The 26,829-nt window shown below is 60.5% G+C and carries 24 protein-coding genes and 1 pseudogene; 12 read left to right on the top strand and 13 right to left on the bottom strand.

The annotated features are described in order from the left end of the window. The 3 genes and pseudogenes from AC1XOS_RS03745 to AC1XOS_RS03735 form a co-directional block, all read right to left on the bottom strand. Positions 1 to 130: pseudogene (locus AC1XOS_RS03745) on the bottom strand (aspartate-semialdehyde dehydrogenase); the annotation flags it as partial. A 50-nt stretch (positions 131 to 180) separates the two neighbouring features. Then, on the bottom strand, positions 181 to 396 hold the full coding sequence (locus AC1XOS_RS03740) for a DUF4926 domain-containing protein (RefSeq protein ID WP_481960876.1): 216 nt from the start codon (positions 394 to 396) through the stop codon (positions 181 to 183). Between the two features lie 11 nt (positions 397 to 407). Beyond that, positions 408 to 743 carry a DUF6883 domain-containing protein gene (locus tag AC1XOS_RS03735; protein WP_481960875.1) on the bottom strand — a complete coding sequence of 112 codons (336 nt, stop codon included), beginning with the start codon at positions 741 to 743 and terminating at the stop codon, positions 408 to 410. Between the two features lie 50 nt (positions 744 to 793). On the opposite strand from AC1XOS_RS03735, the gene AC1XOS_RS03730 reads away from it, so the two are divergent. The 5 genes from AC1XOS_RS03730 (at position 794) to AC1XOS_RS03710 (ending at position 4,414) form a co-directional block, all read left to right on the top strand. Continuing rightward, positions 794 to 1,417, top strand: a complete 624-nt coding sequence (locus AC1XOS_RS03730) for a hypothetical protein (RefSeq protein WP_481960874.1) — start codon at positions 794 to 796, stop codon at positions 1,415 to 1,417. Next, positions 1,408 to 2,433 carry a hypothetical protein gene (locus tag AC1XOS_RS03725; protein WP_481960873.1) on the top strand — a complete coding sequence of 342 codons (1,026 nt, stop codon included), beginning with the start codon at positions 1,408 to 1,410 and terminating at the stop codon, positions 2,431 to 2,433. Before AC1XOS_RS03730 ends, AC1XOS_RS03725 begins: the two co-directional genes overlap by 10 nt. A gap of 18 nt (positions 2,434 to 2,451) precedes the next feature. Beyond that, entirely contained in the window at positions 2,452 to 3,345 is an 894-nt protein-coding gene (locus tag AC1XOS_RS03720) for a molybdopterin-dependent oxidoreductase (protein ID WP_481960872.1), read from the top strand. A gap of 68 nt (positions 3,346 to 3,413) precedes the next feature. After that, a complete protein-coding gene (locus tag AC1XOS_RS03715; RefSeq protein ID WP_481960871.1) occupies positions 3,414 to 3,608 on the top strand; it encodes a hypothetical protein in 195 nt (64 codons plus the stop codon). Positions 3,609 to 3,667: 59 nt separating this feature from the next. Beyond that, the gene (locus tag AC1XOS_RS03710) at positions 3,668 to 4,414 is read left to right on the top strand and encodes an SDR family NAD(P)-dependent oxidoreductase (protein WP_481960870.1); all 747 of its coding nucleotides are present in this window, start codon (positions 3,668 to 3,670) and stop codon (positions 4,412 to 4,414) included. Between the two features lie 312 nt (positions 4,415 to 4,726). Here AC1XOS_RS03710 and AC1XOS_RS03705 read toward each other — a convergent pair whose 3' ends face one another. From AC1XOS_RS03705 to AC1XOS_RS03670, 8 genes are all read right to left on the bottom strand, one after another. Continuing rightward, a complete protein-coding gene (locus AC1XOS_RS03705; RefSeq protein WP_481960869.1) occupies positions 4,727 to 5,128 on the bottom strand; it encodes a thiol-disulfide oxidoreductase DCC family protein in 402 nt (133 codons plus the stop codon). 95 nt (positions 5,129 to 5,223) lie between these two features. Then, positions 5,224 to 5,673, bottom strand: a complete 450-nt coding sequence (locus AC1XOS_RS03700) for a hypothetical protein (RefSeq protein ID WP_481960868.1) — start codon at positions 5,671 to 5,673, stop codon at positions 5,224 to 5,226. A 15-nt stretch (positions 5,674 to 5,688) separates the two neighbouring features. Continuing rightward, positions 5,689 to 6,498 (bottom strand): phytanoyl-CoA dioxygenase family protein, encoded by an 810-nt coding sequence (locus AC1XOS_RS03695; RefSeq protein WP_481960867.1) that lies wholly within the window; start codon positions 6,496 to 6,498, stop codon positions 5,689 to 5,691. Positions 6,499 to 6,549: 51 nt separating this feature from the next. Then, on the bottom strand, positions 6,550 to 8,319 hold the full coding sequence (locus AC1XOS_RS03690) for a glutamate mutase L (RefSeq protein ID WP_481960866.1): 1,770 nt from the start codon (positions 8,317 to 8,319) through the stop codon (positions 6,550 to 6,552). A 39-nt stretch (positions 8,320 to 8,358) separates the two neighbouring features. Further along, positions 8,359 to 10,314 (bottom strand): alpha-ketoacid dehydrogenase subunit alpha/beta, encoded by a 1,956-nt coding sequence (locus tag AC1XOS_RS03685; protein WP_481960865.1) that lies wholly within the window; start codon positions 10,312 to 10,314, stop codon positions 8,359 to 8,361. A 51-nt stretch (positions 10,315 to 10,365) separates the two neighbouring features. After that, positions 10,366 to 11,637 (bottom strand): hypothetical protein, encoded by a 1,272-nt coding sequence (locus AC1XOS_RS03680; RefSeq protein WP_481960864.1) that lies wholly within the window; start codon positions 11,635 to 11,637, stop codon positions 10,366 to 10,368. Between the two features lie 306 nt (positions 11,638 to 11,943). Further along, positions 11,944 to 14,580 carry an alanine--tRNA ligase gene (gene alaS / locus AC1XOS_RS03675; RefSeq protein WP_481960863.1) on the bottom strand — a complete coding sequence of 879 codons (2,637 nt, stop codon included), beginning with the start codon at positions 14,578 to 14,580 and terminating at the stop codon, positions 11,944 to 11,946. Between the two features lie 6 nt (positions 14,581 to 14,586). Beyond that, positions 14,587 to 15,582, bottom strand: a complete 996-nt coding sequence (locus AC1XOS_RS03670) for an N-acetyltransferase family protein (RefSeq protein WP_481960862.1) — start codon at positions 15,580 to 15,582, stop codon at positions 14,587 to 14,589. A 48-nt stretch (positions 15,583 to 15,630) separates the two neighbouring features. Here AC1XOS_RS03670 and AC1XOS_RS03665 point away from each other — a divergent pair, with 48 nt between their 5' ends. The 7 genes from AC1XOS_RS03665 to AC1XOS_RS03635 all read left to right on the top strand — a co-directional run bounded on the left by AC1XOS_RS03665 (position 15,631) and on the right by AC1XOS_RS03635 (position 23,855). Next, positions 15,631 to 18,063 carry a DUF1549 domain-containing protein gene (locus AC1XOS_RS03665; protein ID WP_481960861.1) on the top strand — a complete coding sequence of 811 codons (2,433 nt, stop codon included), beginning with the start codon at positions 15,631 to 15,633 and terminating at the stop codon, positions 18,061 to 18,063. Positions 18,064 to 18,143: 80 nt separating this feature from the next. After that, positions 18,144 to 19,478, top strand: a complete 1,335-nt coding sequence (locus AC1XOS_RS03660) for a DUF1501 domain-containing protein (RefSeq protein ID WP_481960860.1) — start codon at positions 18,144 to 18,146, stop codon at positions 19,476 to 19,478. Further along, the gene (locus tag AC1XOS_RS03655; RefSeq protein WP_481960859.1) at positions 19,475 to 20,791 is read left to right on the top strand and encodes a WD40 domain-containing protein; all 1,317 of its coding nucleotides are present in this window, start codon (positions 19,475 to 19,477) and stop codon (positions 20,789 to 20,791) included. The genes AC1XOS_RS03660 and AC1XOS_RS03655 overlap by 4 nt, the downstream gene beginning before the upstream one ends. Next, complete coding sequence (locus AC1XOS_RS03650; protein WP_481960858.1) at positions 20,781 to 21,422, top strand: PPC domain-containing protein; 642 nt, start codon at positions 20,781 to 20,783, stop codon at positions 21,420 to 21,422. Before AC1XOS_RS03655 ends, AC1XOS_RS03650 begins: the two co-directional genes overlap by 11 nt. 16 nt (positions 21,423 to 21,438) lie before the next feature. After that, positions 21,439 to 22,053 carry a hypothetical protein gene (locus AC1XOS_RS03645; RefSeq protein ID WP_481960857.1) on the top strand — a complete coding sequence of 205 codons (615 nt, stop codon included), beginning with the start codon at positions 21,439 to 21,441 and terminating at the stop codon, positions 22,051 to 22,053. Further along, on the top strand, positions 22,053 to 22,790 hold the full coding sequence (locus AC1XOS_RS03640) for a hypothetical protein (protein ID WP_481960856.1): 738 nt from the start codon (positions 22,053 to 22,055) through the stop codon (positions 22,788 to 22,790). The genes AC1XOS_RS03645 and AC1XOS_RS03640 overlap by 1 nt, the downstream gene beginning before the upstream one ends. Before the next feature lie 90 nt (positions 22,791 to 22,880). After that, on the top strand, positions 22,881 to 23,855 hold the full coding sequence (locus tag AC1XOS_RS03635; RefSeq protein ID WP_481960855.1) for an alpha/beta fold hydrolase: 975 nt from the start codon (positions 22,881 to 22,883) through the stop codon (positions 23,853 to 23,855). Between the two features lie 13 nt (positions 23,856 to 23,868). Here the strand turns inward: AC1XOS_RS03635 and AC1XOS_RS03630 are convergent, their stop codons facing one another. Both AC1XOS_RS03630 and AC1XOS_RS03625 read right to left on the bottom strand, forming a co-directional pair. Continuing rightward, the gene (locus AC1XOS_RS03630) at positions 23,869 to 25,239 is read right to left on the bottom strand and encodes a hypothetical protein (protein WP_481960854.1); all 1,371 of its coding nucleotides are present in this window, start codon (positions 25,237 to 25,239) and stop codon (positions 23,869 to 23,871) included. 204 nt (positions 25,240 to 25,443) lie between these two features. Continuing rightward, entirely contained in the window at positions 25,444 to 26,757 is a 1,314-nt protein-coding gene (locus AC1XOS_RS03625; protein ID WP_481960853.1) for a hypothetical protein, read from the bottom strand. Positions 26,758 to 26,829: the final 72 nt, after the last annotated feature.

Below are 26,829 nucleotides of genomic sequence, written 5' to 3'. Positions count from 1 at the left end.
TCCCCACAGAGCGCGCCGACGCCAGCAAGGTCAGCGAGGCGAGCGGAAAGTCCCGCTCCTCCAACAACTTCAAAAACTCCGCCCCGACCGCGCCCGTCGCGCCCGCCAGAGCCACATGGTATTGCTTCATTGCATCCCATGATACCGCGCTCCAAAACGTCAGGCGAGGGGCTGGGAATTCTAAGCCGCCTGAGAAAGCTGATGACAGAGCCGCATCAGGTCAGCGACAGGTACGATGGCCATAGCATAGGTTTTTCCTTGTGTATCGGAAAACTCCACATCGAAGACCTCAGGTGCATATTCGTCTACAATGGTTCCTACTTGGCCGCGCACAAGCCCCTCTTCTGGTCGATCCTTTAGAAGTGCAACTACATCGAAAAGTTTGAGTGTTTCCATCCCTGTTTTCCTCACACATCCACATAGCAAGAGGTAAGCCGTGGAAAGCCTTCCCCTTCCCGTACCATCCAACCACTTCGTATTTTTGCCGTTTTTCCTCGGTAGCTCATCTGAAAATCAACCGTGTAGCGAACTCCATAGGGTGTTACTCCTACTTCAATGGCTTCTTCCTCTACCGCCGCTCGCACCAGACACTCTGCCAGAATTGCATGATCCTCCTGAGCCAGTCCTAGTGCCGATAGAAAAACACGAGCCTTGTGCCGTCCTTCGGGATGCTCAGGATCAAGGCAGTAGTCCCGAAGTTTTTCTATGGGAACTACAGCATATTCAGCACCGGGTAGCTTCATTGCATGGCATGATACCGCGCCTGTCCCAAAGGCGGTATAGTTTCAGCCAGATGACTGCCGCCGTTTCCGCTGCCATTGAGACGCTCTACGCCACTTTCGCAGATGCGCCCCGCCCCACGATAATTCATCATAGCCCCTTCAAGCAGCTCGATACCGCACCGCTCCTCACAAAGCCTCTCCGTACTCTCACCGACGACGAGCTTTCGGACTATCACTACGGAGTCTTCAACACGATTGTAGAAGATAGCTTCGCCTACTTCTTCCCACGGCTGATCGAGCTGACTCACAACGACATGAGCAGTCTGAACACCGAGCTTGTCTACCAGAGTGCGGCGCGAGACGCCTGGCAGAGCTGGCCCACGCTGCGCCGAGAGGCTTTCCAGGGCTACCTGGACACCGTGATTGCCTCGTTTGTCGAAGAGGCCCAGTGGGACATCGGCGATAGGATCTGCGGGATGGGAAGCCTGCTCAATGACCTATCCGAGCGTCTTAACATTCTCTTGCAGGATGCAGAGGCAGCGCGGGAGAACATGCTCAGGCTCCATGAAGACGGCGGGGGAAATGCCTTTTGGGACAAGAAAACAGAGAGCTACCAGAGCTACCAAAAATGGCTACACTCCGATGCCGTCTTTGAGCGCGTGTTGGAAATCTACGAGAACAAACAATGCATCTGATCCTCTTCAGTCCCCGATTTCATCGTGAGTTCATCGAAGCTGCACTCACGAATTTTATTATTGCCGAGGGCCAGCCCGCGTTCTCGGTGCAGGATTTCAAGAGCATCCCCACAACTAAGGCAAATCTCCGCGTGCTCCACGGAGCACGACGGGGTGAAGTGCCAGAAGTCACAGTCGAGTTTCCGAGTGGGACGCTCTACAGGGAGGCGCTGATTAAAAAAGCCCAGCTTCTCGCCGAGCGCTTTACCTGGTCGCTCTGCTCTTGGGACTTCAGCTACAGCGAGCATATCACCGCCTTTGTCACCGAAGATGCCGCCCTCGCCGATGCGCTTACGGCCCATTGCGCCGCGCAGGAGCAGACCCGTACGTGGAAGAAGCGCAAGACACTCGACCGGCTCATTCTGGCTCGCTACAATAACCTCACGAACTTAGAAGAGCAACTCAAGGGCGCGTCCTTCTTTGACTATAAGATTGAGGGCGAGTGGACTTGGCGGAGGAGCGAGGTCGAACAGAACCCGCCGTATCTGCTCATTAGCGCACTTGAGGAAGCCTCAACAAATCAACACGAGGCCCTAAGTTTGTGCTCCGAGGTGGGTCGCCAGAATTGGACAAATCAGTATGGCCAAACTTTTCACTCCAGGTTAGTCCTCTGTAAAAGCCGCGCGGCGTTCCATACACTCTGTGGCACGGGGCAGTACGATGATCCTGTCACAGGCTATATTGTCTCGGGGCTGGCAAATCCCAAGGCCATTCTGCGACAGCTCGCGGATCGGACAGAGCCGCTCAAAAAACACCCCGAAGACTATCCAGAGAGCCCTCGTCATAGCGATCTACACGAGTTAGTGCGCCTCGGGGAGACGGCGGGCTGGGCCTACACCTGGGACTGGGGTGGCGGCTCGGGTGAGTACCACGCGACATTTTGGGCACGGGAGCCTCTGCTGGCCTACGATCTTTGGCAAGAGATCAAAACGCTCTCGGAGACGCAGCGCGGGGTGAAGCCACTGGCACGGTTCTGAGCCAGGTACAATTCCCCCATGAGCTTGCCGCCTAATCAAAAACTCGCTGCGCCGGGAAAGTGGCCGGTGGTCGGGGAGAAAGCGCCGCGTGCGGGGGACTCGTCGCCGTGGACGGTGACGGTGCACGGTTTGGTGACGGAGCGGCGGGTGTTTGGGCTGGACGAGCTACTTGCGCTACCACAGGAGACACAGACACACGACATTCACTGCGTGACGCGCTGGAGCAAGCTGGGCGTCACGTTCACCGGGATTCTGCTAGCCGACCTGCTCGCGCTCTGCGGGGGGCCGCTCCCCGACGCGAAGTTTGTCTCTTTTATCGCCCGCTCGGACCGGGAGCACAGCACGTCGCTGGTGCTCTCCGAAGCGCTGGAGCTGGGATGTTTGATTGCCTTCACCGCCGATAGTGCCCCACTCGATGAGATTCACGGTGGACCGGTTCGGGTCGTGACTCCGGGGCGATATTTCTACAAGTCGGTCAAGTGGCTGGAGCGGATCGAGCTGCTCTCGGACGATCGCCTCGGCTACTGGGAGGGCGAGATTGGCTACCACAACGCCGCCGATCCGTGGCGCGAGGAGCGCTACATCGCCGCAAATACCAATCCTAAGGTGCTGGAGCGTGCCCTTGCGAGTCGTAACTTCGCGGGGCTGGATTTGCGCGGCGTGAACTTGCGCGGACGGGATCTAACGGGACTGAGAGCCTTTGGTGCCCGGCTCCGCGATGCGCACTTTGAGGGTGCGAACCTCACCGACGCCGACTTTACCCGCGCCAATCTCTCCAACGCACACTTAGAAAACGCCAACTGCACCCGCGCGAAATTTACCGATGCTGATTTGGAAGGGGCCGCCTTTGAAGGCGCAAACCTTACCGAAGCCGATCTCACCGGCGCTTCCCTCTTTGGCACGACATTCTAAAATAGGGCTGCGACTTTTTAAGCATCGGCGTGTCCCACTGCGATAGAGAGGGGGAGACGGAGATCATCATGAAACGCATAGCCACCAGAAAATCAACCAAGCAAGTCGAGGCACTCAAGCGCCTGCCCTCGGCACTCTTTATCGCTGCCCTCTACAGGAGTGGCTCAGGGACGCACGCCGACCAAGAGGGTCGCTACAGCAAGCGCCAGCGTGCCCAGCACCGCGCCGACGAGCGCCTAGCAAAACTTAGCGCAGGAGAATAAAACAAGCGCAGGAGAGTAAGCCCCCTCCGCCGAACTCTTCGGCGGAGGGTTTTATTTTTATGCTTCTTTCAGGAAAAGTCGTGCTCGTCACCGGGGGTGGGCGTGGGATCGGGGCGGCGATCTGTCGGGTGCTGGCGCGTGAGGGAGCGCACGTGGCGGTGAACTACGGCAAGAGCGCGGAGAAAGCCGAGGCAGTGGCGGCAGAGATTGGCAACGGCGCAAAAGCCTATCAAGCCGATGTCACTGATGAGGCGAGTGTCAAGGCGATGATAGACGCGATTGTCACGGACTTTGGGCGCATTGATGGCGTCATCAACAACGCGATTGCGGGCTCACAGCCCGGCAAGCTGGGCGAGCATGGCTGGGCAGGCTACCAGAACATGCTGGACTACAACGTCAAAGCCGTCTACAACACGCTCACTGCGGCGCGGCCTCACTTCCAAGCGCAGGGCGGCGGACGTGTCGTGAATATCGTCACCGAGCTGTGGAACATGGCACCAGCGGGCTGGAGCATGTACACGGCGGGCAAGGGCGCAATGGTCGGGATGAGCCGCTCACTGGCCACCGAGCTGGGACCGGAGAATATCACGGTCAACATGGTCGCGCCGGGCTGGATGGCCGACGAGAAAGTGGACACGGAGAGTGAGGGCAGCAAGAACTTCGCCAAGTCCATCCCCCTGCGCGTCCACGGAAGCGCCGAGGAGATCGGCAATGGCTGCGTCTTCTTTCTTTCCCATCTTGCCAGCTATGTCACCGGCGCGTATCTGCCCGTCACCGGTGGGCGCATCACCCAGACAGGCATGTAACGTCGAGATGCAGCGCCAGAAACAGCAGGCCATCTCTCCCGACGTTCAGGCCGTTGCCAAGGCGCTTCGCAAGAAAGAAGGAGGTGCCGACGAAGCCCTACGCCTCGTCGAGCACCTCTCGGATAGTGAAGCTTTGGAGCTTTTAGTTGCTGGAGCGGCTTGTGGTCAGCAGCGGCTGACGCTCTTTATACCGTATTGCTCGTTCTGGCAGCACGGCGTGAAGAAAGCACACAACGCCTTCTCGAAGCACAACGTGTCTATCCTGCCCTTCGGGAAGCGGTGCAGAGCATTCTCGATGACTGGTAACGGGGTCTACTCGAACGCCAGAAAGCGCTCTCGGAGGCCTTTTGGGGGCATTTCGCAGCTTTCTTTTTGGCCGAACCACTTGTACCGATTCTTCGCAACGACTTTGTAGGCAGCATCGCGCAGGGGGCGGGGCAGGACAATTCCGGCCCAGAGCAGAGAAACAGGCGCTTTCAGACGGCGGGCGATGCGGAGCGCGGCGGTTGATCTATCGTAGACCTTGCCGTCCTCGATAAGCAGAATAGAGTTCAGGTCGGGGGCGCTTGCGCCAGCGTCGGCGAGGAGCTTTTGCGCCGTCTCGCTCTGTAGGGGCGCGAAGCGAAAGTAGCCGCGAGAGTCGTGGCGGAAGATAAAGCGCACACTTTTATCGCAGAGGTTGCAAACACCATCAAAAAGAACGATTGCGCTCATGCCTCTACCTTACTGGCTTTAAGTCGCTCCCGCAAGACCCAGGCACCAAGCCACGGGCAACCGAACAGCCCGATGCCGTACAAGATGCAGAAGGTTCACTCTAGGCGGGAGTCGAAGCCACGCACCTTAACAGGGCCGGACTTGGTCTGCACCATGCGATCCGGTCGGTCGTGGCGGGCGAGCTCCGCCTGAAGCGTTGCTTTGTCGTGCACTTGCTCAAAGCGCTTGTCTTCCTCCCGCTGGCGGCTCCAGGCACACAGCTCCCAGATTCCTGCACAGATCAATAGGGGGATTAGCATGATACCGAAGATGCCTTGGAAGAGAATCCCAAGACAGATAAGCATCACGCCTCCAGAGAGCAGCGCCATTCGGCGCTGACCGACGGGAGTCTCCCAGAACGAGGACTCGGCTTCCGCAGACTCAGTGGGCGGCTCGGAGGGAGCAATCGCCGCTGCACGAACAATCAGCGACTTGCTACAGCTCAGACACTGAAAGTCGGTCTTGAGGTTCTTCGCTCCACAGCTTGGGCAGATAATATGTTCCATACGGGCTTTGACCCGCTAGCCGGTGATCTGGTTGCGCTCGCAGTAGACGCCGCGAAAGAGGCTCTGGCGTAGCGGCGGCATGTCGGCGAGGAGCTCGGGGTGCGGCTGCCACTCGTGCCACTTGGCCCCGATGGTGTTGTAGCAGTTGAAGATCGCCACTCTGTCCCACTCCGCATTTGTCCAGCGTGCGCCCGAGTGCGAGATGGCCTCGGTGAAGATCAGGCACGAGCCCGCCGGGCACTCATAGTCTTCCCAGTGCGGGGAGTGCCTATCGCCCCAGACGGACTGAGGCGCAGGAAATGCGGCTTTATGACTCCCGGTAAGAAAGACCGTTCCGCCCTCGCCCTTGCGCACCGGGTTCAGCTCCCAGACCACACGGGTCAGCGCGGAGCTAATCGCCCCAGGACGGCAGCCGTAGTGGTGGGAGTTTCCGTGGAAGTTGAACATTCCGCCGCCACCGTGTGGGCTGTAGTTGTCGTGGCCCTCGGCGCGGATCGTGAGAAACGTCCCCTCCAGCCGAAAACCGTAGCCGCTCTCACTCGCCGTGTGCTCATACGCCACCAGCTCGTTCATAAAGCCCACCACCACGGGGTGATCCGTGAGCTTCTGCAGCGGCCCGCCCACCGACGAGCGCTGAGCCAGCGGCACGGCATTTTTGTCTTTGTGGAGCCTGTAGGCGAACTCCTTCAGCTCCGCGACCTCGTCCTCGCTAAGGACGCTGGGAATCAGCATCCAGCCCCGCAGATCAAAGAAATAGCGCTGCTCCTCGGTGAGCGGGATGGCGGGTAGCCCATCGCTATTCCTACTCGGCAACATTGTCGGCATGAACATCCTCCTGAAAGGCGTTGCCGGGGATTGGAAATCCCCGGCAGGGTTCTACTCGCTCCTGAGATTTAGCGCCTTAAGCCACTCGCGCATCTTGGCAGCGCGGGCGGCGTCTTGGTCGGGGATGGCGATCGGGCGACCACGGCAGTCTAAAATCAGGCCGACCTCGCCGCCCTGGATATTAAACGTGACATTCTTGCCCTTACCCTGGCCCAGATCGAAGCCCTTGGCGGGACGGCACTCGATCGTCGCAGTCTCGTTCTGCGCGAGCGGCAGGAGAAGAAGCTGGCCGAACTTGACATCGTAGCTCTTCTCTTTAAAGACAAACGTGCAGCATGCCTCGCCCTCTTTAGCCGTTCCGACCGGCGCGATACAGTCGGCGAGGCGGATCAGACAGTCGCGCTCGAAGACTTGGGTCGCGGCCTCGGGCAGGAGCATGGAGAGCACCCCAAGCTGGGGCATCATGAAGATCGAGTCCTTGGCAAGAACCGTGTGGCCCTCGGGCGCATAGGCATCCATCATCATGATACAGGTCTGGGCAAACTCCGGCGCGTGGGCCAAGACACCACCCGAGCCGATGATCATGTCCAGCGAGAACATGTCCACCAGGGTCTTTCCACCGGCAGACTGCTCGAAGATCTCCCCAATATCACGGGTCTGCTGGACACCGACCATCTCACGGGCGAGGCTCTTGTGGTGCTCAAAGGCGAGGCGGAGCGCCTCGCGGGAGGCCGCCTGCTCGATCTGGAGGTCTTTGAGGTCCTGCGGAATCGTGGTCGGGCGGATCATCTTGTTGCGGAGCTGGTTGCGAATGTAGGAGTCGCCCAGGTCAAACGGGAGCCAGCGCTTGATATTCTCCAGCCCCGCTTCCGTAAGCACGTTACAGATCGAGTAGCTCATGCCAAGGTTCGCTGAGACGGTTCTATTGTAGATGCCTTTGAAGACTGAGAAGACATCTGTGGTGGCCCCACCAATGTCCACGCCCAGCACGTTGATCTTGCGCTCGCGGGCGATAGTCTCCATGATCTTGCCCACGGCCAGCGGCGTGGACATAATATCCGAGCTGGTCCAGGTCTTGAGCTTGGAGTAGCCCGGAGCCTGCTGCATGACGTGCTCTAGGAACAGCTCATGGATCTCCTCGCGAGCCGGGGGAAGGTTCTCTTTTTCCAGGCTCGGGCGCAGGTTGTCCACGATGCGCAAGTCCACCGTATCACCCAGAGTCTCGGTGACCGCATCGCGCATGAGCTTGCTGCCCGCAAAGATCACTGGGAGCTTGAGGCCAATGCCAAGACGCGGCTTGGGATCGGCAGAACGCAAGATCTCCGCGATCTCCTGCACCTGAGGAATCAAGTTGCCGTCGTCGGTGCCACCCGACATTAAGATCATGTCGGGGCGCAGGGCACGAATGCGCTCGACTTTCTCATAGTCCTTGCGCCCATCATTGACAGCCAGCGTGTCCATGATAATCGCACCGGCTCCGAGCGCCGCACGCTCCGCCGACTCCGCCGACATCTCTTTTACAACGCCTGCGACCGTCATCTGCAAGCCACCACCTGCCGACGACGTCGAGAGATAGAGATGGGTATCAGATGTCGTGGGACGACCATTGGCATCCAGAAAACTCTTGCCCGTGAGCTCTTCGAGTTCCCGAACCGCGTTGGCGACTCCGACGGTCACATCGTCAAACGGAGCCTCAACCGTGGTCGGAGCCTCACCGCGTGCCACAAGCCGGTAGATACCGTCGGGCTGTCGTTCGATTAAGATTGCCTTGGTGGTCGTCGAGCCACAGTCTGTGGCGACGATACTCTGCACAATTGCCATGATGTTGCATTATACGCGATACCGACCACTTTTCGTGACTTACTCCATAACGCGACGTAAAGCTTCGACGACTTGGCTCACACTCGGAAGGGCAGCGTACTCCAGGATCGGGTTGAAGCCGATGTAGGTGTCTTGACGTGCGACAAGCTGTGGGGCGGAGTAGAGAAGCTGGAAGCGCTCGGGGCATGCCGTCATCTCGGTGATAATCGCCTGCCCGATTCCGGTCGTGCGGGCATCCTCGTGCACCACCACTAAGCGCCCGGTTCGAGAGAGTGACTCCGCTATGGTCTCGTAGTCCAGTGGCGCAATCGAGCGCAGGTCAATCAGCTCCACGGAGAGTCCACTCTGCTCAATCGCCTCCTCCGCGACCTCGATACAGTTTCCAAACGTGACCAGAGTAATCTCTTTTCCTGGCTTTCGGATCACGGCCTTTCCCAGCGGAATCGGCGCGGGGCTTTCGGAGACTTGCCCTCGCTTGCGGAAGATATGCTTGGGGAGCAAGAACAGTGTCGGGTCGTTGCCATGGATTGCGGTCCAGAGCAGCCCGGCAGCGTCCTCGGGCGTGCTGGGAATGACCACATGGAGGCCATGGACATGCGCCCAGATCCCTTCGTTGCTCTCTGAGTGCCAGATACTCCCGCCGGGCAAGTAGGCACCGTAGGGCGAGAGAATCACCATCGGGCAGCTCCAGTCGCCACACGTCCGCCAGCGCAGGTTCGCCACGTTGGTCAGGAGCTGATTAAACGCAGGCGGCAGAAAGTCCGTAAACTGGATCTCAAAGAGCGGCATGTAGCCCGTCGCGGCGAGTCCCACCGCGGTTCCCAGGATTGTCGCCTCGGCCAGTGGTGCGTTGAAGACTTGCTGGGGAAACGCGACTGTCAGCCCCTTGGTAAGCCCAAAAACCCCGCCTTTCGGGTCTTCGATATCCTCCCCAAAGAGAATCACTTTCTCGTTCTGGGCCAGCGCGTGCTTCAGGGTCTCGTTGACAGCAGCCACCATCGTGGTTGGCTCCGCACTACGAAACGGTGAGGAAACGGGTGCGCTTTCCGGGCCAAAGAGATGGGTCATGGGCTCGGGCCTTGGGTCGGGCTCTTGCTCGGCGGCGCGGTAGGCGGTGTCCACCTCAGCCACAATCTCCGCCTGCTCCGTCTCCCACTGGGCCTCGGTGAGCTTCCCCTCGGCAATGAGCTTTTGGGCAAGGAGCGCAATTGGGTCTTGCGCTGCCTCGATGGCGAGCTCATCGGCATCCCGGTAGAGCCGCTGGTCGTCGCTGCTGGTATGGGAACACAGGCGATCCAGCTCGCACCAGAGCACGGTAGGCCCCTCTCCGGCTCGCGCCTTTGCGATACTGGCTTGCATAGTTTCGTGAAGCAGCTCCGGGTCGCGGGCATTGACTCGGACAAGAGCTTTCTCGCCCAGTGCTCCGATCCGAAAGGGGAAGAACTTATCGGTAGGCGTGCTGATCCCGTAGCGGTTGTCCTCGATGATAAAGACCACCGGCAGGCTCTCTTGCAGCGCAAAGGCGATTGCCTCGTAGAACTCTCCCTGGCGCGTGGCCGCATCCCCGACCATCACCACTGCGACCTGATCGGTTCCTGCCAGCTTGAAGCCCCAAGCCGCCCCCGCCGCCGGGAGACACTGCGCCGCTGTGGGAGTCGCGACCGAGAAGATATTCTTGCTGCGATCCGAGTAGTGCCCCGGCATCTGCCGTCCCCCGCTACTGCTGCTCGCTTTTGCCAGGTAGGCACTTGCCAGCTCCGCCGTGGTCACCCCGCGTGCCAGAGCAACCGCCCGATCCCGGTAGTAGGGAAAGAGGTAGTCGTCGGGGCGGAGGCAGAGGCTCACCACTCCCAGAGTCTCATGTCCTGTGCCGGAGACCTGAAACCAGCCTTTGCCCTGTCGCAAGAGAATCCCCTCGCGGCGGTCGCCCTCGCGAGAAAGAAACATCAGGCGCAGGAGCGCACGCAGGTCAAGAGAGCTTAGAGAGTTGTCCATAGGTATTGTTGGGCGCATCGTCGCATCAGCACAAGAGTATACCCGCCGATTTCAATCCGTAGCAAGAAGCCGCTCCAGACAGAGCACAATGACAGGAGCAAGCAGCAAGAGCGCCGCGATCGTCCCGGAGTCATTAAAAGCAATCGCCGCCCCCGCACCCCAGAGCGCCTGAATCACTCTGCCCTGAAGCTCAGCATCCAGCTTTCCAAAGAGCTTCTTGAGCTGCCAGCCGCCAATCCCGACTGCCACAATCGCAATAAGAGTCGGCCCCGCCACGGTCAGCCGTGCGTTCATGGCGAGCTTACGCAGGATAATCTCCCCCCATGCGCTCGCTCCCTTCCCTGCCGCCTGCCCAATGTGCGACTGCGCCGCGCCGGGCATCAGCCGATCCAGCCCCGCCAGCGCAAAGACCACCACAAACGGCAATACCACCCGCCACCAAAATTTCTTGCTCGGCGGGAAAAACGCCACACTCGCCGCCATCGCGCCTCCGGCATTCGCTCCCAGCATCGGTAAGCCTAGCAAGAGTGTGATTCCCAGCCCCACCCAGCCGAGCCACTTCTTCGGGACGCTCATCAGCGCCGCCCCGATCAGCAAGCCCATGTACTCGTTGCCGATCCCATAGAACCGAATCCCCGAGTCGTAGTACCCCGAGAGTGCGGAGTGAGCGATCATGCCCCAGCCAAAGCTCATATCGAGCACTATAAGCACTACGAAGAGCTGGAGAATATCCGTCACTGCCGAGAGCCGCTTGCTCATACGGGCGAACGCAGCAATCACCAGGGTTGCAAAAAAGAACATCGCCAGCTGTGCCGCCGCAGAGGGAGCCAGCCCCGCAGGCAAGAGCGCCAGTGTCCCCGCCGTCGCTACCAACAGTGCGCTCCGCGCTGCCTGTGTGAGCTTTGGCTTACGCAACGCCATGATCCCCAGCGCCAGCCCGAGCCCTGCTAGGCTCCCCCAGAGCACCAGAACAGGCACCTTAGCCTCTTCCGTCGCCTCAAACCAGTCCCCTAGAGCGCGAATCTGACGCCAACCACCCCGCACAAACTCAGGAGAGCGTCCCTTGCCCGTTAAGTCTGCTATCGTCACCAGCCCGAGCGTGCGTGTTGAAGGGGAGGTAATCGCACTACTAGCAGGAATCTCTTTCCCCAGCAGCCTTAGACGCCTAATCTTAGGGAGTCCCTTCAGCGGCTCCCCGATCACCGCAAGGCGAATCTCGCCGCGCCCAGCGCGTACGACGAGGGTTTCAAGGGGCTCTGTCGAAGGGTCAGGAAGTTTCCCGGTGGCCGTGTGGACGTAGCCAAAGGCTCCCAGAATCCCCAAAGCCTCTCGCTCAGAACTCCCTACTGGAATCTTACCCAGGGGGAACGAGGTGGTAATGAGAGGCGGCTGTGCTTGTACGCGAGGAGTTAGGAGGAGGAGGAGGAGGAGGAGGAGGAAGAGCCATCTCCCCGGCTCGTTCCTCGCCTCCCCTCTTCCCCTCATGGTTCGTTCCTCACCGGGAAGAGGGGCAACCGCAAAGTCCCTCTTCCCGCGAGCTTGCGAGCATCAGGGGAAGAGGGAAGCCGTCTCAGCGGCAGGGAGATGGCCCGCAGGGAGATGGCCCGCAGGGAGATGGCAGACAGAGCCTTACCCCAGCGCCGCACGCGCGGCTTCGAGCGCTTCGCTGAGCTTGCTGGCATCGCGGCCTCCGGCTTGGGCGAAGTCCGGGCGACCACCGCCGCCGCCGCCGGATGCTTGGGCAGCCGCTTTCACGAGGTTGCCGCAGTGGACTCCCTTAGCGACTGCGTCTTTCGTCGCTTTTGCAACAAAGACCAGCTTCTCGCCGGAGATCGCGCCGAGGACGACAACGCCCGCCCCGATACGCCCGACCAGCTCATCGGCCAGCTTGCTCACATCGTCGGTCTCGACAGACGCGATCACGATCTTATAGCCGTCTTTCTCGGTCGCTTCGGCCAGCAGCGTGTCGGCGAGCGAGCCTGCGGCGGCGGACTTGAGGGACTTCAGCTCGTGCTGGAGCTCTTTGGTGTGCGCTTGCAAACGCTCAATGGCTTCTGGAACCGAATCGGGCTTGACCGAGAGCAGTGCGCCTGCGCTTGCCAGCGTGGCCAGCTTGCCGTTGAGGTAGGCCAGCGCGCCTGCACCCGTCACCGCCTCGATGCGCCGCACGCCTGCTGCGGCGGAGCCTTCGGAGAGTATCTTAAAGAGCCCGATCTCGTTGGTGTTCTTGACATGGGTTCCGCCACAGAGCTCGACCGAGTACTTTCCGCCGACCGAGACCATCCGCACGACATCGCCGTACTTCTCGCCAAAGAGCATCATCGCGCCGCGCTCTCGGGCATCGTCCTGGCTCGTCTCGACCGTCTCCACACCATAGCCGGAGTAGATCGCCGCGTTCACTTCGGCCTCGATACTGGCAAGCTCGTCGTCGGTGAGGGCGGCGTTGTGTGAGAAGTCGAAGCGCAGACGATCTGGAGCGACCAGCGAGCCTTTCTGGGCAACATGAGTTCCCAGCTGCGTGCGCAGGGCCTTGTGGAGCAAGTGGGTCGCGGTGTGATTGCGCAGGATCGCCGCACGCCGCACCGTGTCCACGCGTGCTGTCACATCGGCGTTGAGCGTCAGCGCCCCCGACGTCATCTTCCCATGGTGAAACCAGAGCCCATCGCGCTTCTGGGTGCTGGTGACCGCAAACGACGACGAGTACACGACGCCCGCGCCGCGCTCCTGATCGAAGTCAATTGTCCCTGTATCCCCCACCTGGCCACCGCTCTCGGCGTAGAACGGCGAGCTAGTCAGGATCAGCTCCGCCTCCTCGCCCTCAGCGAGCTCCTGAAGCGGCTTGCCGTTCTGCAAAATCCCGACAAGCTGCGTCTGCTCGAAGGTCTGTGTGTAACCAACGAACTTGGTATGTGGTAGGGAGCGCAGCAGCTCCTTGGTGCCCTCATCCGTCAATACCCAGGTTTGTTTATCCTTGTCCTTGGAGTCTTCGGCATGCTTCTTCTGCGCCGCATCGTAGCCCTCACGGTTCACGACAACGCCGCGCTCCAGAGCGACCTCGGCGGTGACTTCGTAGGGCAAGCCGTAGGTGCTGTAGAGGTCGAAGGCTTCTTCTCCCGAGAGCGCGCCTTTTGCCAGCGCGTCTTCCAGGCGAGCGAGGCCGTTCTTGAGGGTGTTGCGGAAGCTACTCTCCTCCAGCTTGACGGCCTCAAGAATCGCCTCTTGGCGGTCTACTAATTCTGGGTAGTAGTCCTTCATGTTCTCGATCACCCCCGGGACGGCGCGGTCTAGGAAGGTCTCTTCTTCAAACCCAAGATGACGAATTCCCGCGACAATCGCGCGGCGCATCAGGCGGCGGAGCGTGTAGCCTTGTGCCGACGAGCTAGGCGTGACGCCATCGCCGAGAAGAAACGTGGTGGCGCGGACGTGGTCGGCGATTCGTCGGAAGGCGATATCGGTGGGAGAGTCGGGCGTGGACGTGTAGCTCTTGCCCGAGAGCTGCTCCATCACGGCGATCACGGGGCGCAGCAGGTCGGTCTCAAACGGCCCGGCGAGGTTGTTGATCGCCGCCGCGGTGCGCTCCAGGCCCATGCCGGTGTCTATATTCTTCTTGGGCAGCTCGATCAGCTTGTAGTCGTCGCCCGTGCCTTGGCCGGTGTACTGCGTAAAGACATTGTTCCAGATCTCCAGCCAGCGCGTGCCTTCGCCGTCCCAGTCCTGGTCAAAGGGCAGGTGCGGCTGCAGGTCAAAGAAGATCTCCGAGCACGGGCCACACGGACCTTGGGACTGCTCGACCATCGCGTTGGCGGGCCAGTAGTTGGTCTTCTGCCCAAGCCGCGCGATGCGCTCATGCGGCATGCCATTGGCGCGCCAGAAATCATACGCCTCTTGGTCGTCCTCGTAGATCGTCACGCGAATCCGGCTCCGATCCAGCTTCAGAACATCGAACAAGAACTCTGTGGACCAAGCGATGGCCTCTTTCTTGAAGTAGTCCCCGAAGCTGAAGTTGCCCAGCATCTCAAAGAACGTACAGTGGCTAATATCGCCAATGTCCTCGATATCCTTGGTACGCAGACACTTCTGGCTCGTGACAATGCTACGGCGCGGCGGCGTGGCGCGGTCCTCAAAGTAGGCCTTGAACGGGACCATCCCCGCCACGGTAAACAGCAGCGTCGGATCGTCGGTGGGCAGCGGGTCGGAGGGAAGGCGCAGGGCCCCCTTGCTCTCGAAAAACTCAATATACTTCTGGCGAAGCTCTCTAGCTAGCATAACGCGTTAGTATACCGCCTCTCTCCTACCCCCTAACCCCCGCTGGACGGGGGATGGGGGGGAAGCAACAAACCCGACCCAGCCGGGCTGCCGCACAAAGCCCAGCGCTCGGTTGATCGAGAGCATTCCCTCGTTATTGACCTCGTTGTCGGTGCGGATGATGGGAGCGCCGCGCTCCTTGGCGAAGGCGAGCGCCCGTAGCTTCAGCGCCAGCGCGATCCCACGACGACGGTGCGAACGCGCAATGCCCGTGGCTCCTGTCTGAAGATGATCGTCGGCCTCGCGCCCCCAGAGGGTGCTCAGCCCCACGAGCGTGTCGCCGTCGAGCGCCAAGAAGTTTGCTTCCGGGAGGTACCCAGAGTGCTCGAAGCGCTTCGCCCAGACATCGTAGGAAATCGGGGTGAAGGGCTCCGGGGAGGGAATATCGGCTTGGATGATCTGGGTGAACTCGTAGAATTTCTGGCGCACGTCAGGGTCGGTGTCCCCCAGCTCCGCCAGCGTCGTGAGACGAATCCTCTGGGAGAGCACACGCTCCTCAGCATCCGCAAAGCGGCTGGGATCAAATGCATCCACATCGAGCCAGGACTCGGCATAGCTCATCTCCTCACGAAAGCCACGGTCGGCGAGAAAGCGCAGGGCACGCTCGGTACCCTCGACCGTGTGGGTGCGGAGCGCGGTGGGCTGGAGAGGCGCAAGGTCCGCGACAACACGTTCAAAGAGCGCCTTGCCATAGCCCTTGCCCTGCTGCTCAGGGGCAACAAAGATATCTATCTCAAACTGCGTGGGGTGGAAGCTGTGCGTGTCGTGGCCGCTCTGGCCGAAGCCCACTAGCACGCCGTTGGCATCTTCCGCGACAACACGGGCAAAGTGGTGCTTTTCCTCACGGTAGTCGTCGCCGTAGCGAAACTCGCTCTCAGACTCCTGGAAACCTGGAAAGTTGGCATTGTAGATCGCCACGACGGCGGGATAGTCGCGGCTCGGGTCAAAGGCACGGATGGTCATATTGCTTCTATCGTAGCATAGAGTCGGTTTGCTAAGGTACGATAACCTATGTTTGTAGCTTTGCTCAGTGTTGTGCTCCTAGCGGCTCCGCCCCCCAAGATTGCCCGTCTGGAAGTGACGCCGCCGTCGGTGGCGCTGGACGGCCGCGCGGCACGGCAGCGCGTGCTGGTCACGGCGATTCTCAGTGACGGGAGCCGCAAAGACGTGACGGGGCAGGCAAAGCTCGCGGCTTGGCCCCCGACACTGCTCCAGCTCACGGGCAATGCTCTCACGCCGCGCACCGACGGCTCAGGAGCACTCAAGGCCGAGCTAGGGAGCGTCAGCACTAAGATTCCCGTGAGCGTCAAAAACACGGCAATCGCTCCCACTTACTCCTTTGTCAATGATGTTGCGCCGACCCTCGCCAAGCTGGGCTGTAGCCAAGGGACATGCCACGGCGCTGCCTCGGGGAAGGGGGGCTTTAGGCTCTCCCTGCGTGGCTACGCCCCCGAGCAGGACTTTCTGGCGATAGTCAAGGCGCTGAGTGGCCGCCGCATCACCCGTGAGGCCCCCGAGCGCAGCCTTTTCTTGCGCAAGCCCCTCGGAGAGCTACCGCACCGTGGCGGGACGGTGATTGCGAAGAACTCCCCGGAGCATCAGCTGCTCCTGGGCTGGCTCCAGCAGGGCGCGCCCGGCCCTATGGAGAAAGAAGTGCCGCTCGCCAAGCTCGACATCCTCCCCGGCGACCGCACGCTCCTCACCAACGAGACGCAGCGCCTGCTCGTCCGCGCCACCTACGCCGATGGCCGCACCGAGGATGTCACCCACCGTGCCCTGTTCTCTGTCAACGACCCCGCCATCGCTTCCGTCACCGACGACGGCACGGCCAAGCAGCTACGCTCGGGGGAGACGGCGGTGCTGGCTAAGTACCGCGACAAGCTCACCATTGTTCGTCTGAGCGCCCCGTTCCCCAATCGGATCAAAGACAACGCTTTTATCGCCCGCACCAACTATATCGACGATGCGGTCAATGCAAAGCTCAAGGCGCTCCATATCGAGCCGTCGGGCCGCTGCACGGATAGCGAGTTTCTGCGCCGCGCCTCTATCGACCTTATCGGCACCCTCCCCACCGAGGCCGAGGCGCGTGCCTTTCTCGATGACAAAGCCCCCAACAAGCGCGAAAAGCTCATTGACAATTTGCTCACGCGCCCGGAGTTTGGCCTAATCTGGGCGCTCAAGCTGGGGGACTTGTTTACACTGCGCAAAGAGAACATGAGCCGCAAGTACGCGATGCAGTTTCAAGCCTGGCTCGCCGAGCAGCTCAATGCCGGGGTCGGGTGGGACACGCTCGCCACCAAGATCCTCACCGCGTCGGGGCCGCTGGAAGACAATCGCGCCGGCCTCTTCTGGCTCAGCCGTGTGCCGCAGAAACCGAACCAGGGCTACTGGGTGCGCGCCACCGAGAACTCCACCGAGCTGATCGCCCAGACATTTTTAGGCCAGCGGATCGGGTGCGCCAAGTGCCACAACCACCCCAGCGAAAAATTCACCCAAGACGACTACTACCACTTTGCAGCGCTCTTTCACCAGGTCAGCGGCGGTGGCGAGAACGAGGAGGGAATCCCCGAGCGCCTCGAAGCCAAGCACGACCCGAACCTGCGCCATCTCAGAACCAACGAGATCTCCGAGCCGCGCCCCCTCGACCGCTCCGCTCTTGTCTTCGCTAAGGACGAAGACCGGCGTGTGAAAGCCGCCGCCTGGCTCGTGGCCCAAGACGACTTCGCGCGCAATGCGGCCAACCGGCTCTGGGCACGCTGCTTTGGCAAGGGGATTGTGGAGCCCATCGACGACCTGCGCTCCACCAATCCCGCCAGCAACGAGCCGCTCCTGGCCGCCCTCGCCGCGGACCTGCGCAAGAGTGGCTTTAATCTCAAGGCCCTGCTCAAGACCATCTGCCTCTCGACCACCTACCAGCGCACCAGCACGGCCACCCCGAGCAGCCGCCTCGACACGCGCTACTTCTCGCACTATCTTCCGCGCCGCCTGCCCGCCGAGGAGCTGGCCGACGCGCTGGCGCAAGTGACGCAGGTCCCCGATCGCTACCAAGGCCAGCCCGAAGGGGCGCGTGCCATTGAGGTCGCCGACGCTGAGATTCCCTCCGTGATGCTCGACACCTTTGGCCGTCCGCCCCGCATCCTCTCCGGCGAGTCCGAGCGCACCTGCGAGCCCGCCCTAGGTCAGGCGCTGGCGCTGCTCAACTCCCAAGAGGTGCAAAACAAGCTCACCCGCGGCGAGGGGATTGTCAGCCAGCTGGTGAAAGCCAAGAAAACCAACTCTGAGATTCTGGACACGCTCTTTCTCGCCGCGCTATCTCGCTACCCCAAGCCCGCCGAACGCATTGCCCTTGAAGCACAGCTCATGGCTGCCAAGAACCGCGACGAAGCCCTGCAAGACGCGCTCTGGGCGCTCCTCAATAGCCCGGAGTTCCTGTTTAATCACTGATCCCGCCGCTCCAACCGGCGGGACGCTCACTAGCTACCCCGCTCCAACCGGGGTAGAATTTACGTAGGATAATAACAACAATGCTCGATGTCAACGCTGGTCGGGAGTATGCGCGCTGCGATGGGATGACGCGGCGGGACTTTGTGCGGCTGGGCGCTCTGTCTGCGGTGGGACTGAGCCTGCCGGAGCTGCTGGCGCAGGAGGCCGCGGGGGCAACGGCGACACAGAAGCCACTTGCCAAGAACGTGGTCGTGGTCTACCTCGGAGGGGGGCTGACCCACCATGACTCGTTCGACCCCAAGCCCGAGGCCCCCGCGGAGATTCGTGGCAAGTACGGCGTGATTCCCACCAAGCTAGCGGGCATCAAGTTCTCCGACAAGATGACCGAGCTGGCGAAGCTGACGCATCTTTACGCGCTCTGCCGTGGACAAGTGACCGGCTCGGACCACCACGAGACTGCGACCCAGTGGATGCTGACAGGAAACTACGGCCTGATGCAGGGCGGCGACTACCCCAGCCTGGGCGCGATCTGTGCCCACGAGCTGGCTCCGCTCAGCACGCTCCCGCCCCATGTCGCCATACCACGCAACGCCAGCTTTACCTGGGAGCTGGGAAAAGCCGCCTGGCTTGGGGAGCGCTACGAGTCGTTCAAGGCGGGTAATGTCGGGGACGGCAACTGGCAGGTACCAAATCTCTCGCTCCTGCCCGGAGTCGCCGAGGAGCGCCTGACCCGCCGCCAGAGCATGCGCCAAGCCCTCGATAATGTCGCCAAGAAGTTCGAGTACAGCGACTCGCTCACCAGCATGGATGCCTTTCAGCAGAAAGCCGCCCAGCTGATCCTCTCCCCCGAGGCACGCAAGGCCTTTGACCTCAAGGCCGAGTCCGACGCGACCCAAACAAAATATGGCAAGGACTTCTGGGGCCGCCAGCTGCTCCTCGCACGGCGGCTTGTCGAGGCCAACACGCGCTTTGTCTTGGTGAACCAGGGCGGCTGGGACCACCACGCCAAGATCTACGAAGGCTGCGACAAGGCCCTCCCCGACCTCGACCGCTCCCTCGCCGCCTTCCTCTCGGACATGAGCGAGCGCGGCCTGCTAAAAGACACTTTAGTGGCGGTCTTTGGGGAGTTTGGGCGCACGAGCAAGCTCAATAAAGATGCTGGACGCGATCACTGGGGCAATGCGGGCTGTATGCTCTTTGCAGGCGCGGGTGTCCACGGCGGGCAGGTGATCGGGGAGACCGACGAGCGCGGGGAGTACACGGTCAGCCGTCCCATTCGTCCTACGGAAGTGGCCGCGACCATCTACCACGCGCTTGGGATCGATTATGAGAAGCATATCATCTCACCGTCGGGCCGCCCGGTCGCGATTCTCCCCGAGTGCCAGCCCGTCAAAGAGCTCTGGTCGGGGGCATGACGCAGCCGCCCCCACCCAAAGCCATTGTCTTCAGCCGCGACGTGCTCCCAATCCTGCGCCCCAGCTGCATGGGCTGCCACTCCGGCCCCACCCCCGCCAGCGGCTATGGGATGGACACCATGGCCAAGCTCCTCGCCGGTGGACGGCATGGCGCTGCCATCGTTCCCAGCAAGGGCGCCCAGAGCAACCTCCTGCGCTACTGCAACGGCGAGCTCAAGCCCAAGATGCCCCCAAGCGGTGCCCTCGATAAAGTCCAGCTCGGCACGCTCAAGCGCTGGATCGATGAAGGTGCAAAAGTCGATAGCCTAGTGGCGGCCACTCCCTCCCCCCGAGCCCCCGCCCGGCGGGGGGAAAATAAGGAAATTCCTCTTGTCCCCCCCGCCGGGCGGGGGATGGGGGGGCTGGCTATTGCCCCCGTCACCGCTCTCGCCCTGTCTCCCGACGGCAAGACTCTGGCGGTGGGGGGCTATCGGGTGGTGCGGCTCATGGATCCGCTGACGGGAGAGCTGCAAAAGACGCTGACGGGATGTACGGATCAGGTGCAGAGCCTGGCGTGGGAGCCCAACGGACAGCGGCTTGCAGCGGCGGGCGGCGTTCCGGGAGCGAGCGGCGAAGTGGCGATCTTTGCGCTTGCCAACGGCAAAGTAGAGAAAAAACTGACCGGGCACACCGATGTCGTGGTCTCCGTGACGTGGCGCAGTGGCACCGACGAAATCGCGACGGGCTCGCTCGACAAGACCGCCGCGCTCTGGAATGTAGCAACGGGGCAGCGGCTTCGGCTCCTGAAAGACCACGCCGATACCGTGCTCACCGTGGCGTATAGCCCATCGGGGGAGTTCTTGGCAACTGCGAGCGCCGATCGCACGGCCAAGCTCTACCGAACCCGCGACGGTGTCCGGGTGGCGGCGCTCAATGCCCACCAGGATGCCATCGTCCGCCTCGCGTTCTCGCCCGATAGCAAGCGGCTCGTGACAGGCTCAGCGGACAAGACCGTGCGTATCTGGAGCGTAAAAGACGGCCCTATCGAGAACCCTGATGCCACCCAGTACGAGCCCGAAGCGCTCACGGCCTGCGCCTTCTCTCCGGACAACCAGCGCCTTTTTTGGGTCTCGGCATCGCGAAAAATCAAAGTCTTTGCCGCCAATGGACGCGACTACCAGCAGGAGTTTGGCGATGCCACCGACTGGGTCACCAGCCTCGCCGCCACCGCGGATGGCAAGACCCTGATCGCCGGAACCCTCGATGGCAAGCTCTTTCTCTGGGATCTGACAACACGAAAATTCCTGCGGAGCATCGAGAGCCGTGCAAAATAAGCCCACGCTCAAAGACATCACCGTCTTTGGGCTTGTCGCGGGGCAGACCACCACGCTCACGCTCACCGGAGAGAACCTCGCCCCAAGCGCCGTCACGGTCAAAGGCCCACTCATGGCAAAGCTCCTGAGCAGTGCGCCCACCACGGCAACAGTTGAAGTAATCGTGCCCGCCGACTGTCCGCCTGAGTCGTTCGACCTCACCCTGGTGCACCCCAAAGACAGCCCGACGATAAAGCTGCCGGTCTTGCCTGCCGCCGCGCAGGCAGTGACCGTGAAGAAGCCCCTGAGCCGCTTCGACCAAGCATTTGCGCTTACGTCCAGCGCATCCGTCGCCCTACAAACGAACCTCGACAACGACCAAGCGCACCTCTACCAGCTCACTCTCAAGCGTGGTGAAAAACTCAATATCACGGTCACCGGCGCACGCTCCCCCCTCTCCGACCTCGATCCCCTGCTTCGTATTCGAGACATCCAGCGCCGGATGCTCACCCTCGCCGCGGGCCGCCTGCGCATTGATCGTCGGCTGAGCTTCACCGCCCCCACCGACGGCACCTACTACCTCGAAATCGGGGATACGCAGCAACGGGGCGGCCCCAAGATGCTCTACCGGCTCGTCGTGCGCCGCCTCTAGCCGGTACAATTTGCGTATGCAGCAGCAAGCGCTCTCTCCTATCGCACTCGCCCAGCGCTACACTCAACTGGATATGCGGCCCGCACGACAAAGCCACCTGTTTCGTGGGAGCATCGTTGTCATCGTGGGGCTCCTTATCCTGGTTATGGTATGGCCCCATCAGCTCGTTTTCGTCGTATTCCTTGTCTTTCTTCTCGTTTTCTGGCTCCCGATGCTCCTCACCCGTGCCAGTGCTGAGACAAAGGAAAAAGCAGAGATCTACGCACAGCTCCTAGCGCTTCTCAAGGACGACACGCTTCCCCTGCCCCTCCCCGACCGCGTCACCGTCCTAGCCACACTCCCTGTCGCAACCCAGCCACCGTTACTTGGCATCGCGCAGGCACGCCTCGCACAAAAGCTCGCCTACGCCAGCCCCACCGAGCTCGCCGCACTTCCCCGCGCCCCGCTCCATGCTTGGCTGAGAGACTTAGAGACGCCCGATGATCTCCGCATCTCACTCCTGCTTGCCCTGGGAACCCTCAAAGATCACGCCATCCATCCCCTCGCCCAAGAGATCGCCCAAATCGCCCCCACCGAGCGACTGCGTGAAGCCGCCCTAGAGTGCCTGAAATCGCTGGAGAGTGCGCCGTGATGCAGCTGCAACAACCACAAACCGAAGACTGGGAAACCCACATCGCGGAGCGCATGGCGAGCAAAGAGTGGAAGAGTAACGATTCTATCCTTGAGAATCTTTCCCCTGATGAGATGACAAGCTTTGCGATAAAACAGATTTCGCAAGATCGCCCTCGCTACTACCTCTACTTTGTCTGGCAGTGGGTGCTTGGCCCACTGAGCTTTTTTATGCTTCTCTACCTCGTTTATGTGTTAGGTTACGTTTTCAAGTTTTCGGAGCTACAGCTCGCTAAATTCTTCACTTTAGTGATTATCTTCTTTCCAGCATGGGTTTTCTTACAGTGCCGCTACACCCCCAAAATGCTCCTGCATCCGTGGCGGCGCTACAAACGCCTCCGAACACTCCTTCCTAAAGTTGTTCCCCTTTGTACTTCCAGCGACATCCTTCCTACCTTGTTGGCAAACCGTACCCGCCATGCATCACCAAGCGTGGACTCAGCACTCACGCGGATTCTCACCACAATGGGAGGCGATGAGGTCTTTGCGCTTCCCTTTGCGCTACGGGCGGAGCTGGCGACGCTTGCCGAGCAACGTGAAACGCCGCTGGATCTCTCCATTGCGATCTTGCTGGCTCTGACCTCGGCGCGCGATGGCAATGTCCAGCCGGTTCTGCGACGGCTGAGCAAGGACGCTCGCTCGCTTCGTCTGCGCGAGGTGGCGGCGGAGTGTCTGCGGGAGTTTTCGGCTACCCCCTAACCCCCGCAGAGCGGGGGAAAAACAAGGAATTTTCCTTATTGTCCCCCCGTTGGACGGGGGTTAGGGGGGAAGACGCGGTATAACCAATCTATGGCTGAGGCAAGCGACGAGACGCAAAAGAGTGACAACGGGATGCTCAAGAAGCTCCTGTGGGCAGGGGTGGCGGTGGGTGCGGCGGCGATGATCAATGCGGCGATCTTCCAGCGCACTCCTCCCTTGATGTACCGACAGACTGGTGGGCAGGCAAAGTGGCTCCCGCTTCCTGATGGCGATATCGCCTATGAAGTGGCAGGCGAGGGCAAGCCGCTCTTGCTGCTCCATGCGATTGGCGCGGGCTGCTCGGCGTTTGAGTGGCGGCATGTCTTTGGGCCGCTCTCCGAAACGCGCCAGGTTTTCGCCCCCGATCTGCTGGGCTTTGGCAAGTCTGACAAGCCCAAGATCACCTACACCGCCGAGACCTACCTCGACCTTATCGCCGACTTTATCGAGCAGGCGATTGGGCAGAAGACCGATATTATCGCCTCGTCGCTCTCCGCCGCGTTTGCCGTCGCACTGGCGCAGCGCCGACCGGAGCTGGTTGATAAGCTTATCTTAGTTTGTCCGACGGGCCTAGAGGCGCTGAGTGCGCCGCTCCAGCCCTCGGGGAAGGCTATCGCCACCGCGCTTTCTTTACCCGTGCTCGGTGCGAGCCTCTACAACCTCATCACGAGCCGAATGGGTCTGCGTCAGTACTTAAAGATGCGGGTCTATGCCTCGCCGGAGCCCGTCGACGATGCCCTGGTCACGCACTTCCACCACGCCGCCCACCAGCCCGGCGGCGACCGCGTGCTCCCGTACTTTCTGGGAGGCTACTTAAACTGCAACATCGCCGCCGCCCTCGCCGCGCTCCCCGAGGCCCCGAAGCTCCTCTGGGGTGCCGCCGCCAGCGAGACCCCGATTGCACAGTCCGAGGCGTTTCTCGACGTCCGCCCCGATGCCCAGCTCGTGGTGCTCAACAACGTCGGCGGCCTCCCCCACGATGAAGCCCCCAGGGCATTTTTGGAGATCGTGGAGGGATGGCTGTAAGTCCTCTGTGCGCCTACTTCACCTTCACAAGGGCATCGTGGAGGCCGCTGTATTTTTTATCCTGAAGATGCAGGATGCGGCCTCCCCGAACCCCCTCAAACCAGATATGGTGATCTGACTTGTTCTTCTCCTGATCCACCATTGAGAGCTCCCAGTTGCTCATGGTAAAGCTCCCGTTTTTCTTCTCCGTAGCCACCTTGAGGTTCCCGACAAAGCCGTTCACTCCCTGAAAATCACTCTTGAAGGTTCCCGCACTGGTGAACTGGAGCTTGTAGGTACTACTGACGGTCGCCATGCCCGCATAGCCCCCCGTGTAGACATTGTAGTAATCGGCATAGGAGGCGCCCGAGCGGCTCCACTCCCCGATCAGATCCGCTTTCCCTACCGCAAACTTATTGTAGCGGGTGAGGTTATCCAGAAGCTCCGGCTTGGAGAAGAGCTTAGCATAGTTTGCTTTGTTGGAGGAGCGCGCCTCCACACAGGTGACGATCCCACTCTCCGTGAAGAGCCGCAGCGCGATCGAGAAGCGCTTCCCCGTGGCTTTGTCGGTGCCTTCTCCCTCCAGGTATCGCACACGGAAGAAAGTCAGCGTGTCCACGGTGGGAAGATTCGTGATCACCGCATTGTTGTAGCGAGGTGCGACCAGCTGGTTCCAGAAGTGCTGGCGCATACCATCCTCGCCACGCTCGCGCACCGCATCGGTGAGGGGGATGGGGTAGTGCAGGAAGATATCGGAGTCTCCCTTGGTGGCCTGCACAAAGTCGGGATACTGCCGCGCCGTCCAGCCATCGTCGAAGTTGGTGGTATCAAACGTGAACTTGCCCACGGGCGGGCGGGGAGATTTCACATCGACAGCCGGTGGCTTGGCCTCCCCAGTGGGTGGTGTCCGCTCGGGTTTGCGCAGTGTCAGAGCCGCAAGAAATGCCTGGATAGTGGGGAGGTAGCTGGTGCTATTGCTGAGAGCGAGAACACTGACACACCGTCCCCCAGCAGTGGCAGTAAAAAGCTGTGCCATAGCGTCCTCCCCAGAAAAGGGAAAGGTTCCCTTGCCTGTCTGCACCTCCCAGTCGTCGCGTTTTTGAAGTGCCGTTTTTTCGGGGCTCATTTTGGCTTTATAGGTCTTGACAGCGAGCTCTTGCCACTCACTCTCAAAATCTGCGGCGATACTTCCCTTGCTCGTCGTGGACCGGAGGAGCATAATCTTACACCAGGTCTTCTTCGCATTGTCCATCTGGGTAAAGGCAACCACATTTTTCAGCGCCTCACGCGTCCACCCCTTGGGAGGCGTAAAAGTGACTAAATCCAGGGTCTCACTCTGTGCTTTCGCCGGTGCGACTGTTCCACAGAGAGCAGCAGCAACTAGAAAAACATCTTGCCTCATCATCAATTCTCCTTAGATGGCATTCTACCCAATTATCAGAGCACTGCTGAGAAAGCACTCTGAGATTTTCTACGCTTTCATCGCCAAAAGCCTCCCATGATGGAGATAAGGTTGGTGGTAATCGCACGGTGTCTTCCGGTGGCGATGTGCTTGCCATCCGGACTGATGCCCACCAGCCACCCTCGCGAGAGAGGTTTCCAGGTGCGCTTACTTCACCTTCACAAGGGCATCGTGACTGCCGCTATATTTTTTATCCTGGAGATGTAAGACGCGCCCCCCACGGATCGCCTCGAACCAGATATTATAGTCGGACTTTTTCTTGTCTTGATCGACAGTGGATAGCTCCCAGTTGCTGGTGGTGAAGCTGCCCTTCTTTTTGTCTATAGCGAACTTGAGGTTTCCGACAAAGCCACTAGCACCCTGGAAATCACTCTGGAAGGTTCCTGCTGCCGTGAACTGGAGTTTGTAGCTGCTACTCACCGTCGCCATGCCTGCATAAGCCCCTGTGTAGGCGTTGTAGTACTGCGCATACGATGCCCCCGACGAGCTCCAGTTTCCGATGAGATCGGGCTTGCCCACGGCGAACTTGTTGTAGCGAGAGAGCGGCTCTAGAGCCGCTGCATTCGGAAAGAGGGCATTGTAGGCTTGCTTGGTGACGGCTCGCGCTTCGGTGCAGGTGACAATCCCATTGTTGGTGAAAAGGCGAAAGCCGATATGAGCTTTCTTTCCCGTCGCCTTATCCACTCCCTCTCCCTCCATGTACTTCACGCGGTTAAAGTCAAAAGTGTCAATCTCCTGGCGGTTTGTCACTGTTAGATTGGAATAGCGTGGACCGACCAGCAGGTTCCAGAAGTGCTCCCGCATCCCTTCATCCCCTAGATTACGCACAGTATCGGAGAGGGGGATGGCATAGTGCAGGAAGATATCCGCGCCGCCTTTGGTGGCTTGAACGTAGTCGGGGTGCTGCCGCGCCGTCCAGCCATCATCGAAGTTGATGGTATCAAACGTGAACTTGCCCACGGGTAGGCTAGGAGATTTCGCATCGACAGCCGGTGGCTTGGCCTCCCCCGTGGGTGGTGTCCGCTCGGGTTTGCGCAGTATCAGAGCCGCAAGAAATGCCCGGATGGTAGGGAGGTAGCTGGTGCTATTGCTGAGAGCGAGAACACTGACGCACCGCCCCCCCGCGCTGGCAGTAACCAGCTGTACGCTTGCCTCCTCCCCGGAATAGGGAAAGCTCCCCGTGCCTGTCTGCAGCTCCCAGCCATTGCGCTTCTGTGGTACCGCTTTTTCGGGGCTTGCTTTGGGATTGTAGGACTTGGCAACAAGCTCTTGCCACTCACTCTCAAAGTCTGCTGCAAGGCTCCCCTTACTGGCCGTGGAGCTATAAACCGTGATTCGGCACCAGGTTTTCTTCGCATTGTCAACCTGGGTAAAGCTGACCACATTTTTCAGCGCCTCACGCGTCCACCCCTTGGGAGGCGTAAAAGTGACTAAATCCAGGGTCTCACTCTGTGCTTGCACGGGTGCGGTTATTCCGCAGAGAGCAGCACCGATTAGAAAAACATCTTGCCTCATCGCCAATTCTCCTTAGAT

It is taken from the genome of Armatimonas sp. (assembly GCF_964826245.1).
Note: the sequence above shows the minus strand (reverse complement) of the source record. Positions and strands in the feature narration are given on the sequence as shown.

Excerpts from the sequence above, each read along its gene's own strand:
- AC1XOS_RS03665 (WP_481960861.1), top strand. The coding sequence starts at position 15,631 with ATGTTTGTAGCTTTGCTCAGTGTTGTGCTCCTAGCGGCTCCGCCCCCC.
- AC1XOS_RS03715 (WP_481960871.1), top strand. The coding sequence starts at position 3,414 with ATGAAACGCATAGCCACCAGAAAATCAACCAAGCAAGTCGAGGCACTC.
- AC1XOS_RS03640 (WP_481960856.1), top strand. The coding sequence starts at position 22,053 with ATGCAGCTGCAACAACCACAAACCGAAGACTGGGAAACCCACATCGCG.
- AC1XOS_RS03740 (WP_481960876.1), bottom strand. The coding sequence starts at position 396 with ATGGAAACACTCAAACTTTTCGATGTAGTTGCACTTCTAAAGGATCGA.
- AC1XOS_RS03730 (WP_481960874.1), top strand. The coding sequence starts at position 794 with ATGACTGCCGCCGTTTCCGCTGCCATTGAGACGCTCTACGCCACTTTC.
- AC1XOS_RS03655 (WP_481960859.1), top strand. The coding sequence starts at position 19,475 with ATGACGCAGCCGCCCCCACCCAAAGCCATTGTCTTCAGCCGCGACGTG.
- AC1XOS_RS03735 (WP_481960875.1), bottom strand. The coding sequence starts at position 743 with ATGAAGCTACCCGGTGCTGAATATGCTGTAGTTCCCATAGAAAAACTT.
- AC1XOS_RS03645 (WP_481960857.1), top strand. The coding sequence starts at position 21,439 with ATGCAGCAGCAAGCGCTCTCTCCTATCGCACTCGCCCAGCGCTACACT.
- AC1XOS_RS03630 (WP_481960854.1), bottom strand. The coding sequence starts at position 25,239 with ATGATGAGGCAAGATGTTTTTCTAGTTGCTGCTGCTCTCTGTGGAACA.
- AC1XOS_RS03695 (WP_481960867.1), bottom strand. The coding sequence starts at position 6,498 with ATGCCGACAATGTTGCCGAGTAGGAATAGCGATGGGCTACCCGCCATC.
- AC1XOS_RS03700 (WP_481960868.1), bottom strand. The coding sequence starts at position 5,673 with ATGGAACATATTATCTGCCCAAGCTGTGGAGCGAAGAACCTCAAGACC.
- AC1XOS_RS03705 (WP_481960869.1), bottom strand. The coding sequence starts at position 5,128 with ATGAGCGCAATCGTTCTTTTTGATGGTGTTTGCAACCTCTGCGATAAA.
- AC1XOS_RS03635 (WP_481960855.1), top strand. The coding sequence starts at position 22,881 with ATGGCTGAGGCAAGCGACGAGACGCAAAAGAGTGACAACGGGATGCTC.
- AC1XOS_RS03670 (WP_481960862.1), bottom strand. The coding sequence starts at position 15,582 with ATGACCATCCGTGCCTTTGACCCGAGCCGCGACTATCCCGCCGTCGTG.
- AC1XOS_RS03660 (WP_481960860.1), top strand. The coding sequence starts at position 18,144 with ATGCTCGATGTCAACGCTGGTCGGGAGTATGCGCGCTGCGATGGGATG.
- AC1XOS_RS03710 (WP_481960870.1), top strand. The coding sequence starts at position 3,668 with ATGCTTCTTTCAGGAAAAGTCGTGCTCGTCACCGGGGGTGGGCGTGGG.
- alaS (WP_481960863.1), bottom strand. The coding sequence starts at position 14,580 with ATGCTAGCTAGAGAGCTTCGCCAGAAGTATATTGAGTTTTTCGAGAGC.
- AC1XOS_RS03725 (WP_481960873.1), top strand. The coding sequence starts at position 1,408 with ATGCATCTGATCCTCTTCAGTCCCCGATTTCATCGTGAGTTCATCGAA.
- AC1XOS_RS03690 (WP_481960866.1), bottom strand. The coding sequence starts at position 8,319 with ATGGCAATTGTGCAGAGTATCGTCGCCACAGACTGTGGCTCGACGACC.
- AC1XOS_RS03720 (WP_481960872.1), top strand. The coding sequence starts at position 2,452 with ATGAGCTTGCCGCCTAATCAAAAACTCGCTGCGCCGGGAAAGTGGCCG.
- AC1XOS_RS03685 (WP_481960865.1), bottom strand. The coding sequence starts at position 10,314 with ATGGACAACTCTCTAAGCTCTCTTGACCTGCGTGCGCTCCTGCGCCTG.